This window comes from Bordetella sp. (assembly GCF_057362025.1).
The window spans coordinates 1-12,644 of sequence record NZ_JBMQQZ010000041.1; the positions used below are offsets into that span (position 1 = coordinate 1).

Sequence of the window (12,644 nt, forward strand, 5' to 3'; positions counted from 1 at the left end):
CAAATGAACGGCATGGGCGATATGCAGGCCCATCCGGCAACGGAAAATGGCAATCCGCTGGTCGACATGCAGGCCATGGATCCTGTGCCCAAGCTGGACGATCCCGGCATCGGGCTGCGCGAAAACGGCCGGCGCGTACTGACGTATGCGGATCTGCACAGCACGTTCGAGGACCCCGATGGACGCGAACCGGGCCGCACGATCGAACTGCACCTGACGGGCCATATGGAGAAGTTCGCGTGGTCGTTCGACGGCGTTAAGTTTTCGGACGCCAAGCCCATTCCGCTGAAGTACGGCGAGCGAGTCCGGATCGTGCTCGTGAACGACACGATGATGAGCCACCCGATCCACCTGCACGGGATGTGGAGCGACCTGGAGGACGAGCAGGGCCGCTTCATGGTGCGCAAGCACACCATCGACATGCCGCCCGGTTCCAGGCGCAGCTACCGCGTCACCGCCGACGCGCTGGGCCGATGGGCCTACCATTGCCATCTCCTTTATCACATGGAGATGGGCATGTTCCGCGAAGTACGGGTGCAAGAGTGAAGGACATCGGAGTGATGACGATCTGCCGTAAAGCCGGCCTCGCGGCCGCCATGGCCGCTGCGCTTGCCGCCGTCGTCCCGGGCGCGGCATCGGCGCAGTCCAATGGCCCGACACAAAGCCGGACTCCCATTCCCGTGCTGACCGATGCCGACCGCAAGGCAGCGGCGTTCGACTCCGGCGGGCATGCGGTCCACGACAAGCGAATCAATTACCAGTTGCTATTCGACGAGCTGGAATGGCAGGATGCCAAGGACGGAAGCGCCCTGAACTGGGACTTCACAGGCTGGGTCGGCGGCGACATCGACCGGCTTTGGTTGCGCTCGGAAGGGGAGCGGACCAATGGCAAGCTGGAACACGCGGAAGCGCAGGCACTATGGGGCCATGCGATCACGCCCTGGTGGGATCTGGTCGGCGGCGTCCGCCAGGACTTCAAACCTGGGCCTTCGCAGACCTGGGCCGCCTTCGGCATCCAGGGCCTGGCGCTGTATAACTTCGAATCGGAGATCACAGGCTTTGTGGGCGACAGCGGCCAGACTTCGCTGCGCCTGAAAGGGGAGTACGACATACTCATCACCAACCGGCTGATCCTGCAGCCGATGGCCGAGATCAACTTCTACGGGAAAAACGACCCGGGCCGGCAAATGGGCGCCGGCCTCGGGAATTCAGAGGTGGGCTTGCGCCTGCGCTACGAGATCCGACGCGAATTCGCCCCGTATATCGGGGTTACCTGGAATCGCTCGTACGGCAACACCGCCGACTTCGTGCGCGCCGACGGCGGCAGCCGCAACGAAACCCGGTTCCTGGCCGGCGTACGGATGTGGTTCTGACCGATAGCGGGGGTTTCTACAGGCCAAGCTGTATCCCCATCGGTCCGCTGCCACGTTCTGTCGCTTTCTTTCTTGTTTCATTCCTTATATTCACATCCGAGCCATGGCTATCGTTCGCAATACCTTCAGCGCCGTCGTGCTTATCGCGGGCCTGATCGCCGGCAGTCCGGCCCAGGCGCATCCCAAGCTCGTTTCTACGTCGCCGCAGGCGCAGGCGCAGGGCCCCGCGCCCAAACAGATCGAGCTGCATTTCTCCGAATCGCTCGTGACCCAGTTCTCGGGCGCGAAGCTGACGATGACGGCGATGCCTGGCATGGGGACGCATGCCCCGATGGCCATGGGAGCGCGGGTCTCCGGCAGCGACGATCCCAAGGTGATGATCATCACGCCCGCGCAGCCCCTGCCCGCCGGGACTTATCGCGTGGAGTGGCGCGCGGTTTCCTCGGATACGCACCCTGTGACGGGAAGCTTTTCCTTCCAGGTGAAGTAGGTCGATGGCAGACGGCCTTAACGTCTTTCTCCGCTTCGCGCTGTACCTGGACCTTACGCTGCTCGCGGGCCTGCCGCTGATCTGCAGGGTGGGATTTCCCAGGGAATCCGGCCAGGTCTCGGCGGCGATCGGACTGCGCGGGCTGCTGATCGCCGCGGCGGGCGTTGGCCTGGGCCTGTCGCTGTGCCATATGGTGACGTTGGCGATGGTCATGAGCGGCGCTTCCGGCGTGGACGAATTGGGGCGCCATGTCTTTTCCATGATGATTACCGCCACCGACGCCGGAATCGCCTGGGCAGTGCGCATGGTGTCGTTGATGCTCGTCGGCGTGCTGGCCGTGTTCGGTCGGCAGCGACGGGCAGGATGGCTGACGATCGCGGCCGCTCCGGGCCTGGTGTCGCTCGGGACTGTCGCCTGGAGCGGCCACGGGGCGATGGACGAAGGCGGGCGCAGGTATCTTCATTTCACGGCCGACATCGTGCATCTGATCGCCGCGGCCGCATGGATCGGCGCCCTGGCGGCATTTGCCCTGCTGCTGCGCCCCGGTCAACTGGTGTCGCCCATGCAACTGCGCAGACTGGAAGGGGGGCTATCGCGCTTCGCATGGATCGGCACCGCCATCGTCCTTGCCCTGGCAGTGACCGGGGTGGCGAACTACCTTTTGATTACGGGCCCGCAGGTTTCCGGCCTGATCTCGACGCCATACGGCCTGCTGTTGCTCGCGAAACTCGCCCTTTTCGCGCTCATGCTGGCGTTTGCCGCGGCAAACCGGTATCGCCTGACGCCGGTGTTGGCGCGCACGCTCGATGCAGGGTGCCCGGCCGCGGCGCTGTCCGCGCTGCGCAGAAGCGTGGCGTTGGAAACCAGCGCCGCGCTCCTGATCCTGGCGGCCGTCGCCTGGCTCGGTACGCTGGACCCGTCCCAGGCCCTGACGTCGCCATTGCCGTAATCAGATTCGCGGCTGCGCGACGGCAGTCGCGCTGTCCGGCTCGCCGGTGCGTGCCGGCTTGGACGGGCGAAGGCGCGATAGGGTAAAGCCGACGATGGTGCGGCCCGCTTCGGAGTGGGCAAAAACACGGCCGCCGTGCATCCGCGCGATGGCGCGCACGATGGCCAAGCCCAGGCCATGCCCTTCGGAGCGGCCGGTACGCGCATCGTCCACGCGATAGAAGCGGTCGAAGATCCTGGGCAGGGCGTTTGGCGGGATGGCCTCGCCGGCGTTGACGACCCGGATCTCGACGTCCGTCAACGATTCCATGCAGGTAATTTCCAGCGTTGTGTGCGGGGGAGACGCCTTGATCGCGTTGGCGATCAGGTTCGAGAGCGCGCGACGCAGCAATCGCGGGTTCGCCCGCACCCGTGCATCGCCGGCCTGGCGCAAGACCAAGCCGGCTTCTTGCAGCGCGGCTTCGTGATAGTCGGCGACATGGCGGATCTCGGCGGCGATCTGGACCTCCCGCAGGTCGCGGGCGAGTTCGCCGCCGTCCGCGCGCGCCAGAAACAGCATGTCGTTGACCAACGCCTTCAGGCCCATCAGTTCCTCCAGGTTGGATTCCAGGACCTCGCGCAGCTCATCATTGGAGCGGTCCGATGCCAGGACAATCTCGGTCCCGTTGATCAAGGTCGCCAATGGCGTGCGAAGCTCGTGAGCCACATCGGCGTTGAAGCCCTCCAGTTGCCGATACGCTGCCTGCAATCGATCCAGGGTGCTGTTGAAGGCGACGGACAATTCGCGTAGCTCGCGGTCTATGCCCTGTACCGGCAGCCTCAGGTCCAATTGTTCGGGCTGGACGCGCGCGGCCTGGTGGGAAAGCCGGTGTACCGGTGCCAGGCTGCGGCGAACCGCCCAGGCCCCGAGCAGGGCGGAGGCCCCAACCCAGAACGCGCAGATCGCCGCGAGAACCGAGGCAAATCCATAAAGGAAATCCGCGCTGGGCTGTGTATCGATGGCGACCGTGAGCAGGGCATCGGGGGCCGCCTGCGACCGCACGGGCACCTGCAACGCGCGCATCCGCGTTCCGGCCGCGGTTTCCAGAAGCACCTCGTGCCCGTGCGCGGGCTGTATCGATCGCGGCGGTACGTCGCCATACAGCACCCGGCCGCCCGTATCCATGAGCCAGACTTTCAGGTTCGGATGGCCAACCAGGATGTTATCCAGGGTGCCTTTCAGCGTCCCCAGCTCTTCCGGCGTGCTCTGCATGCCGATCAGATGGTCGATCAGCTCCAGCTTGCCCGCGACCTCGGCCATTTCGCGGCGTTGGACCTCGTATCTCAGCGCGAGAAAAAGCGAGTACCCCGCGATGCTGGATACGCAGAGCGCGATGGCCGCCAGGAGCAAGGTGAGACGGCCGCTGATGGAAGTGACGCGAGGCGGCTTCATGCGTCGCGGTGCTTCAGTACATAGCCCTGGCCGCGCACCGTGTGCAGCAGCTTGACCTCGAACGGATCGTCCAGTTTGGCGCGCAGGCGGCGCACGGCCACCTCGATGACGTTCGTGTCGCTGTCAAAGTGCATATCCCAGACCTGCTCGGCAAGCGTCGCGCGGGATACGACTTCGCCCTGGCGGCGCAGCATCAGCGACAGCAACACGTACTCCTTGGCGGTCAGATCCAGGCGCGTGCCGCCGCGCTGCGCCTTGCGCCGCAGGACGTCCAGCTCCAGGTCCGCCAGTTTCATCAACGTCGCTTCGTGGCTGCGACCGCGTCGCAGCAATGCGTGCACCCGGGCCAGCAGTTCGGAGAACGCGAAGGGTTTGACCAGGTAATCGTCCGCGCCGCCTTCCAGCCCCCTGACGCGGTCCTCGACTTGGTCGCGCGCCGTCAGCATCAGCACCGGCGTATTGCCCGCCTGGCGTACATCCGCCAGGATTTCGAAGCCGTCGAGCCCGGGCAGCATCACGTCCAGGATGATCAGATCGTATCCGCCGGCCAGCGCCGCCCGGCGTCCGGCCAGCCCGTCACGAACCACCGTTACCTGGTAGTTCTGCTCGGACAGGCCTTTTCGAAGGTGATCCGCAAGCTTGAGTTCGTCTTCAATGATGAGTAGCTGCATGATGCGCCGGAGCCGCAACGGAAAATGATGGCCCATTATCCCGCACCATCGCGCGGAATCCGTGTCCCGCATGCTTGGACGCGGCAGCCGGTGGAACACCGGTCGCCGCCTTCCACAAGGCTAGAACCGCATGGCCAGCTTGAGCACCCCCGACTGCTGGCGGTTACCGCCGCCAAACTGCGCGTCGTAGCTGATGCCTGCCGTGGTATTGCGGGCGATTGTCATTTCGGCGCCGAGTCCCAGCACGGCGGCGTTTCGCGCGATGGGAACACCCGCCACAGAGAACGTCGTGCCGCCGTCGAATGCCAGCACCTGGGTGGGATTCACATCGCCCATCGCGTGGCGCCAGCCCAGCGAGGCGGTCAGGCGGCCCGGCGCGCGGCCGGACTCGAACTTCCAGGCGCCGCGCAGTCCCAGCGTGGTACTGGTCACGTCGTCGGTTTGTCCGTCGCCGTGCAGCGCGGCGGTACCGCCCGACTCCGTGAAGCCGCGCGTGCGCAACTGGTTCCACGCCACGCCCGCGAAGGGTTCGATGGCGTAGGCGTCGTCCAATGGCAGGTTGTAGCCGAGTTCGGTGAACACCTGCGTCGACGAGGCGTGATAAGAAGCGTCCAGCTGCTGATTCAGGCTTCCCGCCGCCACATCGCGTTTCGTCTCGATGTCGTGCCAGGTGTAGGCCGCGCCAGCCGTAAAGCGGAAATCGCCGGGACCGGCGCGGAAGTTCTTCCCGCCGAATATCGTCGCCGTATAGCTGTCGATATTGGTCCGTGAGGATACGTCGGCAATCGAGCTATGGCTGCCTGTGTAGCCGAGCGCGCCGCCCAGTCGCCAGCCGCCGCCCACCGCGCCGTCGCCGCCGACGAATAGGCCGCCGTCCGATTGGCTTACGCGTGACGCGTTGCCGTCGCTGGCGAACGTGCGCCAATTGCCGAACACTTGCGCCCACACCGGGTACGCGCCGCCTTGCGGCAGGGCGTCGGGAGACGAAGCACCCAACTGGGCGGTGGGCCGTCCGGCAGTCGCCGGCGCGTCCAGGTTGCCGCGCAAGTGTGCCATCGGAAGCGTGCGAACGGTGTCGCCCAGGCTTTGCAGCACACTGGCGGTGCTGGCGTACGCTTCGCCGGAAAGCATGTTCAAGGCGGAACGCGCCTCGTCCGGCGACAGGGTCAGGACCGCCGCCGCCACCTGGCTGGCGCCGGTGCCGCTCGCGCCGGCGTTGGCCAATGCGCCGCCGATCCCGGTCGACGTCGAACCGTTCGCCGCCGTCGACGTCGCACCCGCGGGCGACGTGTTTGCACTTCCGGCCGCGGGCGCCTCGTTATCCAGCGCGCCACCCACGCTGCCCTGGTTGCCCGTATTGCCGACGCTACCGATCGGCACGCCGTTGCGCGACAGCGTCAGGTATGCGTTCCTGGCGTCGTAGGAAAGGGTGGGGGTCAGGAACGCGTAGGCGGTGGAGGCGCCGGTGAATCGGCCTTGTATGCCGCCGTCCGCGGTCAGGATGTTGTAGGTCGTGAGGGGGGCATAGTTGCCGTCCGGGCCGACATGCGCCACGCTGCCGTCCAGGTAGGCGATGCCGGTGACGTGGATGTGGTCGCTCGCGCTGCTGGCCGGATCGGCATGGACGCGATAGACGGTGCCCTGGGCAAATGTCAGGTCGCCGTTGATGGTCAGCGTGCCGATGGGCGATGCGTCATTGCCCGGCGACAGCACGGCGGTGGGTTGCAGGGTGGTGCTGCCCAATTGGCCGACGCCCGCCAGCACGACTTCGGGGGCGATCAGCACGGGGCCGTTCAACCTGCCATTGAGTTCCAGCGCGCCGTCGGCAATGAAAATCGCACCGGTCAGGCCGCTGCTGTCGCCGTTCAGGATGATCGATCCCGGGCCGGTCTTGACGAAGCCGTTCGTGCCTTGCAGGGCGTTGTCGATGGTATCGACGAACTGGCCGGAGGCATAGGTGCCGTCGCCGACGACGATCGCCGGGGGGCTGCCGCCGCCGGATACCAAGGTAATGGGAGCCCCTTGCACGTGATAGCGGTCGGTGGCGAACTGAAGTCCGGACGCACGGACCGGACCGGCGCCGCCATCCACGGTGACCACGCCGGGCGCGCCGGTGAAAATGGCGTATCCGCCCTCGGGCAGGGGCCCGGTGGCATTGCTGGGGCTGTTCCAGTTTGTGCTCGTGGCGGTCCAGGTGCCGCTGCCGCCGCCCGCGCGGGTGGCGGACGCCACGCCGTTGCCGTTCCACAGGTTGGTCGTGCTCGGGCCCAGGATAAGGTTGATCTGCTTGTCGCCGGTCAGCGTCTGGATGGTGGCGGCGGGTTGGGAGACCCCGGTTACCGGTCCCAGCGACAGACCTCCGTTCAAGGTGCCGCCGTACGACAGGATCCGGTAATACCCGAACGTCGTTCCCGGCGTGTTGACCGATACATTCAATGTGGTGTTGGCAAGGGTGACGTTGTCCCGGACGGTGATGTTGTCGCCGGTGCCGGACTGCGTAATCGGTGGCCCCGCGAAGCCGGTCTCGAAGTCGAACACCGCGTTGTTCATCGATAGGTTGCCGTTGACGACGAGGTTGCCGTTGGAGACGCCGGTCGGCGTGCCGACGGGATACCCGGGCGCGACGCGGGCGTTGCCCGTCACGTTGAGGTCGCCGTTGATCGAACCGAAGCCCGAGACGGTGCCGTTCGAGTTCGCATTCACCGTCCCATCGAGCGCGACACCCGCTCCGCCGCCATTGCCGCCGATGACGAGCGTGCCGCCGTTGACGTCGACGCCGCCGGGAAAGCTGGCCGAGCTGTCGAACACCCGCGTATCGCCTGACGAGACGGTCAGGTCGGCGGCCATTGCGCCGCCGCAGGAGTACGCGCTAAGTGCGATCGTCGCCTTCAGCCACTTCTTTGTGCCATACATCCATGGATCCTCCAGATATCGGCCAACAGTCGGTGTCCGGGCGTTGCTCGATGGCATGCGAGCGTTGCCTCCCGACCGATAGGCCTGCGTTAACGGATGAGCTCCGCAAAAAATCCGCAATGTATACCGCTTTATTCGCAGTACCAAGCATTTAGACTGCGGATACCATCCAGTTAGAGGAAGATACGTAATTAGGCTAAACCTAAGGATGTATGGATCCGGAGATGGATACCATCCGGTGCCGTAACCGTTGCATCTCGATCCACGAGCGCGTGGAGGAAGGCGATCCAGGGTAGGGTGGCGGTCCGGCCCGTGCGGCAGCAGGGGAGAGCACGACTTACGGCGTGCGGCTAAGCGGACGGCGGTGGGGAGGCCTTGCCACAGCGCCGGCGAGCGGCCGGTCAGGCTCCGCTCACTCTGTCCAGCCAGGTACGCACGTCAGCCAGATCATCGAATTCGTCCAGGCTGCGCGCGGGTATGCCGGAGTGGGAGGCTGCCGCCATGGCCGCCAGCGCGCGGCCCGGTCCCAGTTCCAGGAAGGCGGTGGCGCCCGCTTCGACGCACGCCTGCAGGCAGGCGTCCCAACGGATGGTCTGCTCGACCTGTTGGGCGAGCTTGACGATGCCGGCATCCAGGTCGAGTACGGCGGCGCCATCGATGCCGCTGATCAGCCGGACGCCCGGCCCGAGCCGTGCCGCACGCGGTGCCGTCTGCAACCGGGTCGCGAACACACCGGCGGCGCCGGCCATGAAACGCGTGTGCGAGGCCACGGCGACGTCGATGCCGGCCACGTTGGCGGCGCCCGCGCGCGTGGCCTCGGCGGCGATCAGGTCCAGCGCCGCGCGTGTGCCGCCGATGACGTACGCATCGCCGGGATTCACGATGGCGGGGGCGGCGTCGCGCCCCTCGCACAGCCGCGCGATGCATGGGGCGGCAAGGCCGCGTACGAACAGCATGCCCTGCAGGCCGGCGCCCGCCGTCTTCGCCGCCGCGCTCATGGCATCCGCGCGCGCGGCGGCAAGCGCCAGCGTGATCTCGGGGTCCCATACCCCCGCCACGCCCCACGCGGCCACTTCGCCCACGCTGTAGCCGGCCAGGCACAGGCGCCGCGGCAGCGCGTCGCGCAGGGCGATGTGCGCGGCCAGTGCCTGTAGCGTGCATAACACCTGGGCGGTGCGGTTTTCGAATAGATCGTGGGCGCCGTCGACCACGAGCGCGCGGGGATCGCGCCCCAGCAGCGCGGCGGCAAACGCGAACAGCGGCTGTGCCGCGGGCAGCGCCGCCGTCACGCGGAACATGCCCGCATGCTGCGTGCCCTGGCCGGAACACAGCAGCGCCAGTGTCATGGCATGCCGTGCACGAAAAGACTCATGGCGAGCAGATCGGCCGAGCCGCCGGGGCTCAGGTTGCGCGCCACGAAATCGCGATGCGCCGCCTGCGCGGCCGCGCGCCAGTCCCGGTGCGCGATGCCGCCCCGCTGCATGAAACGGCGCGCGGCGTCCTGTGCGTAGCGCAGCCCTTCGGCTCCACCGCGATGCAGCAGGTTGGTGTCGTCGACCGCCGCGATCAACGCGAAGCAGGCATGCACGCGCATGGCCTCTTGATCGTCCGGCGCGATCAGCGCGGCTTCGCGCAAGGCGGGCACGCCGATCTCGTATACGCTGGGAAACCCCAGCGCCGCTTCGGTGCGCGCGCCGCCCACACCGTAGCGATGCGCGGCGACCACACCATGGCTGTCGGCCGGGCGCGGTCCGGCGCCGATATCCGCCCCCCACCGGCGCGCGACCACAGCGCCGAGGCTTTCATCGCCGGCGCCGCGCACCGCGGCCGCCGCGCTCAGCAGGCCCATGCCGAAGATCGCGCCGCGATGCGTATTCACGCCGGCCGTAACGCGCATCATGGCGTGTTCCGCGCGTACGCCTATCCTGCGCAGGGCGGCCATGTCGGCGCCATGCGCCGCGGCCCGCGCCAATTCGGCGAAGTAGGGGCGCAATGCCTGCGCGCTGCGGCGGAACGTATGCACGTCCATATCCGCGTGGCTGCCGCGGTCGACGTGGCTGACCAGGCCGGGCTTGGGCCAGGTCTGCACTTCCAGCCACAGGCACCGTTCAGCGTGTGCGGCGATATGCGGCGCGAGATCGAAGTGCCGCCATGCGGGCAAGTGCGCGGCGGAGGGCAGGGACAGGCATACGGCTTCCATGATTCAAGGTTCCAGCATATGGGCGACCTGTGCGCGACTCGCCAGTGCGAGTCCGGCCGGTGTCTTCAGGACGACTTGCGAGGCGTCGCCGCGCAGTTCGCGCCAATTGGCTGCCGCGCCGTCCGCGAAGACGACCTCGCCGTCCACGCGCATGGGCGCGGCGGCATCGGTACGCGCCACCGCGTCCAGCAGCGAGGCCAGGCGCGGGCCGCGCGGCGCGGACCATGCAAGGTCCAGGTCGGATTTATCGGTCACGTAGGATAGGCCGGTCAGATGTTGCCAGGCGAGGCTGCCGAACACTTGCACAAAGATTTCATGATCCGCGGCGATACGTACCAGGGTGTAAAGATGCGGATGCCAGGCGGACGGGGCCGTCGGAATCGCCTGTTCCAGCGCGGGCAGTCCGGCGACGCGGGCGATGTCGCGCTCGCGCACCCGCAGCGCGATGCGTGCCTTGCCGGCGTAGGGAGGGAAGGGCAGGCCTACCGCGACGCCGTCGGTCTCGTGCGCGGACCGGCGCCGCGCGATCAGCGGCCAGCCGCGCGCCGCCCAGGTGTGCGACAGCGCATGCTGCGCCAGGCATGCGTGATCGCGCAGCAGGGACGACCACGCCTGCGGATGCAGGTAGACCAGCGCGTGGCGCTGGCGCCAGGCCTCACGCGGCGGCGAGGGCGGCGTCATGGACACGCGCGGCAATATCGGCCGCTTTGGGTCGGCCGCCGCGTTCACGGCCGGCCCGGTCTCGGGTATCCGCGCTGGCGGCATCGTGCAGCGCCCGGATGACCTGGTCCGCCAGGCTCGCCGCGGGGTCCAGTACGGCGGCAATGGCGCCCGTGCGGGCCAGGTTATCCAGTCCAGGCGCGAACACCGGCGTGGCACGCGCCTTCTCTTCAAGCACGGCCAGGGGCAGCTTGGTCACCCGCGCCATCGATGGCAGGTCCATCACCGCGGGATCCGCGCCCGGCAGCGCCAGCAGCGTGCGCGTGGCGAGCGCCGTGGCGATGAAGGCGCCTGCCGCCGTATGGCCATAGAGCAGGCCAACCGTATGATGGCCGCGCGCGTCGGCATAGCGCAGGCAGGTGGCCAGGTGCGCCAGGAATTGGCTCAGGCCCAGCATTTCGTCGCGCTTGCTCATGCGTTGGCTGTCGCTGTCGACCAGGACCAGAAGCGGGGCGGGCTGCTGTTGCCGCACGATGTCCAGCACGCGTCCGGCAAGCCGCAGCGCCTGGTCCACGCCGACGGCGGCGCGGCCGCTGACGCCGATGACCTGCACACGTCCGGCCTGGCCCAGTTGGCCCGAACCGCTCAGCAGCGTGTCTTCCACGACGACGTCGTGCCCGCCGGGAAAAAGCGAGGACAGAACTTCATTCAGCATCATGGCGGGGCTCCTTCAATGCACCGGCGAGTTCGACGAATGCGTCATGCGGAATGTCGGGGATATCGACCCGCGGGTCCACGCCCAGCACCTGCCAGGCGTCGCGCGCATCCGCGCAGTTGCCCAGCTCGCGCAGCCGCGCGGCCAGCCGGGCGTGGGTGCGCGCCAGGTGCGCGAAATCCAGTTCCGGCGCCTGCGCGATAAGACACAGGGCGGCGGCGCGGAAGGCGGGCACCGTATCGTCAACGTACGCGTCCACCGCGCCGAGCAGGTAGCGGTGCCGGCCGCCCATCGTGCGCCAGATCAGCGGCCGGTCCGATGTGTCGAATTCCCCCGCGCCGCGATTGGTTTCGATGACTTCCGGACCCGAAACGCTCAGGCGCCCCTGTTCGGAGATCGCCAGTCCGGAGCAGCAGCCCGCGATCAGGCTGCCGCCGCCATAGCAACCCGCGCGGCCGCCGATCAGGCCGATCACCGGCACGCCGGCCATGCGCGCATCCAGCAGCGCGCGCATGATCTCCGCGATGGCCAGCTCGCCCGCATTGGCCTCCTGCAAGCGCACGCCGCCCGTTTCGAACAGGATCAGCACGGGCGTCTTGCGCACCGCCGCCGCGCGCAGCAGGCCGGTCAGCTTGGCGCCATGCACTTCGCCGAAGGCGCCTCCCATGAACTTGCCTTCCTGGGCCGCGATCAGCACCGTATTGCCGTCCAGCTTGCCCGTGCCGACGACCATGCCGTCATCGAATTGCTCGGGCAGGTCGAACAAGGCCAGGTGAGGGCTGGTCTCGCGCGCCTGCGGTCCGACGAATTCCACGAAGCTGCCGGCATCCAGCAGGGCGTTCACGCGCTGGCGGGCCGATGCTTCGTACCAACTGGCGTCGCCGGCCAACGCCGGGCTCGCGGCGTTCGGATGTGCGATGTCGCTCATGGCTGGTCTCCCGCCATGGCGCGCAGCGCCTGCGCCAGCCTCAGGCCGACCATGTCGGGCCGCGCGCCGCCGTCGTTGATGGAAAAACGCAGTCCGCCGGCAGCGCCGCGGGCCGCGAAATCGGCTACCACGGCCTGCCACACGGTATCGAAGCCGGTTACCGGCGTGCGGATGTCGACCTCGCATTCATCCCGCGGCAGGACCCGCTCGACCAGCACTTCCAGGTTGCCGGAGGCGACCACGCCGACAATGGCGTTGTCGCGGGCCGTCGTGGCGGGCTGTTGGCCCGTATGCCGGAAATTCAAATGTTCCAT

General features: G+C 67.5%; 13 protein-coding genes. 4 read left to right on the forward strand and 9 right to left on the reverse strand.

The genetic code is table 11. The features are described 5' to 3' along the window. From ACO1P8_RS09120 to copD, 4 genes are all read left to right on the forward strand, one after another. The coding region (locus ACO1P8_RS09120; RefSeq protein ID WP_486295568.1) for a multicopper oxidase domain-containing protein at positions 1-546 on the forward strand (546 nt) is incomplete at its 5' end. Between the two features lie 134 nt (positions 547-680). Beyond that, positions 681-1,373 (forward strand): copper resistance protein B, encoded by a 693-nt coding sequence (locus ACO1P8_RS09125; RefSeq protein ID WP_486295569.1) that lies wholly within the window; start codon positions 681-683, stop codon positions 1,371-1,373. 103 nt (positions 1,374-1,476) lie between these two features. Next, the gene (gene copC / locus ACO1P8_RS09130; protein WP_486295570.1) at positions 1,477-1,863 is read left to right on the forward strand and encodes a copper homeostasis periplasmic binding protein CopC; all 387 of its coding nucleotides are present in this window, start codon (positions 1,477-1,479) and stop codon (positions 1,861-1,863) included. Positions 1,864-1,867: 4 nt separating this feature from the next. Continuing rightward, the gene (copD, locus tag ACO1P8_RS09135; protein WP_486295571.1) at positions 1,868-2,812 is read left to right on the forward strand and encodes a copper homeostasis membrane protein CopD; all 945 of its coding nucleotides are present in this window, start codon (positions 1,868-1,870) and stop codon (positions 2,810-2,812) included. Here copD and ACO1P8_RS09140 read toward each other — a convergent pair whose 3' ends face one another. From ACO1P8_RS09140 to mdcC, 9 genes are all read right to left on the reverse strand, one after another. After that, positions 2,813-4,243 (reverse strand): heavy metal sensor histidine kinase, encoded by a 1,431-nt coding sequence (locus ACO1P8_RS09140; protein ID WP_486295572.1) that lies wholly within the window; start codon positions 4,241-4,243, stop codon positions 2,813-2,815. Continuing rightward, on the reverse strand, positions 4,240-4,914 hold the full coding sequence (locus tag ACO1P8_RS09145; protein ID WP_486295573.1) for a heavy metal response regulator transcription factor: 675 nt from the start codon (positions 4,912-4,914) through the stop codon (positions 4,240-4,242). Before ACO1P8_RS09145 ends, ACO1P8_RS09140 begins: the two co-directional genes overlap by 4 nt. A gap of 120 nt (positions 4,915-5,034) precedes the next feature. Then, on the reverse strand, positions 5,035-7,827 hold the full coding sequence (locus ACO1P8_RS09150; protein ID WP_486295574.1) for an autotransporter family protein: 2,793 nt from the start codon (positions 7,825-7,827) through the stop codon (positions 5,035-5,037). A 401-nt stretch (positions 7,828-8,228) separates the two neighbouring features. After that, a complete protein-coding gene (locus ACO1P8_RS09155; protein WP_486295575.1) occupies positions 8,229-9,173 on the reverse strand; it encodes an ACP S-malonyltransferase in 945 nt (314 codons plus the stop codon). After that, the gene (gene mdcB, locus ACO1P8_RS09160; RefSeq protein ID WP_486295598.1) at positions 9,170-10,030 is read right to left on the reverse strand and encodes a triphosphoribosyl-dephospho-CoA synthase MdcB; all 861 of its coding nucleotides are present in this window, start codon (positions 10,028-10,030) and stop codon (positions 9,170-9,172) included. The genes ACO1P8_RS09155 and mdcB overlap by 4 nt, the downstream gene beginning before the upstream one ends. Further along, the gene (mdcG, locus tag ACO1P8_RS09165; RefSeq protein WP_486295576.1) at positions 10,031-10,708 is read right to left on the reverse strand and encodes a malonate decarboxylase holo-[acyl-carrier-protein] synthase; all 678 of its coding nucleotides are present in this window, start codon (positions 10,706-10,708) and stop codon (positions 10,031-10,033) included. Further along, complete coding sequence (locus ACO1P8_RS09170; protein WP_486295577.1) at positions 10,683-11,405, reverse strand: biotin-independent malonate decarboxylase subunit gamma; 723 nt, start codon at positions 11,403-11,405, stop codon at positions 10,683-10,685. The genes mdcG and ACO1P8_RS09170 overlap by 26 nt, the downstream gene beginning before the upstream one ends. Beyond that, complete coding sequence (locus tag ACO1P8_RS09175) at positions 11,392-12,330, reverse strand: biotin-independent malonate decarboxylase subunit beta (protein ID WP_486295578.1); 939 nt, start codon at positions 12,328-12,330, stop codon at positions 11,392-11,394. Before ACO1P8_RS09175 ends, ACO1P8_RS09170 begins: the two co-directional genes overlap by 14 nt. After that, entirely contained in the window at positions 12,327-12,644 is a 318-nt protein-coding gene (gene mdcC, locus ACO1P8_RS09180) for a malonate decarboxylase acyl carrier protein (protein WP_486295579.1), read from the reverse strand. Before mdcC ends, ACO1P8_RS09175 begins: the two co-directional genes overlap by 4 nt.

Coding starts and splice junctions, on each gene's coding strand:
- mdcG (WP_486295576.1), bottom strand. CDS start 10,708: ATGACGCCGCCCTCGCCGCCGCGTGAGGCCTGGCGCCAGCGCCACGCG.
- ACO1P8_RS09155 (WP_486295575.1), bottom strand. CDS start 9,173: ATGACACTGGCGCTGCTGTGTTCCGGCCAGGGCACGCAGCATGCGGGC.
- ACO1P8_RS09140 (WP_486295572.1), bottom strand. CDS start 4,243: ATGAAGCCGCCTCGCGTCACTTCCATCAGCGGCCGTCTCACCTTGCTC.
- ACO1P8_RS09150 (WP_486295574.1), bottom strand. CDS start 7,827: ATGTATGGCACAAAGAAGTGGCTGAAGGCGACGATCGCACTTAGCGCG.
- copD (WP_486295571.1), top strand. CDS start 1,868: ATGGCAGACGGCCTTAACGTCTTTCTCCGCTTCGCGCTGTACCTGGAC.
- ACO1P8_RS09145 (WP_486295573.1), bottom strand. CDS start 4,914: ATGCAGCTACTCATCATTGAAGACGAACTCAAGCTTGCGGATCACCTT.
- ACO1P8_RS09170 (WP_486295577.1), bottom strand. CDS start 11,405: ATGATGCTGAATGAAGTTCTGTCCTCGCTTTTTCCCGGCGGGCACGAC.
- ACO1P8_RS09175 (WP_486295578.1), bottom strand. CDS start 12,330: ATGAGCGACATCGCACATCCGAACGCCGCGAGCCCGGCGTTGGCCGGC.
- mdcC (WP_486295579.1), bottom strand. CDS start 12,644: ATGGAACATTTGAATTTCCGGCATACGGGCCAACAGCCCGCCACGACG.
- copC (WP_486295570.1), top strand. CDS start 1,477: ATGGCTATCGTTCGCAATACCTTCAGCGCCGTCGTGCTTATCGCGGGC.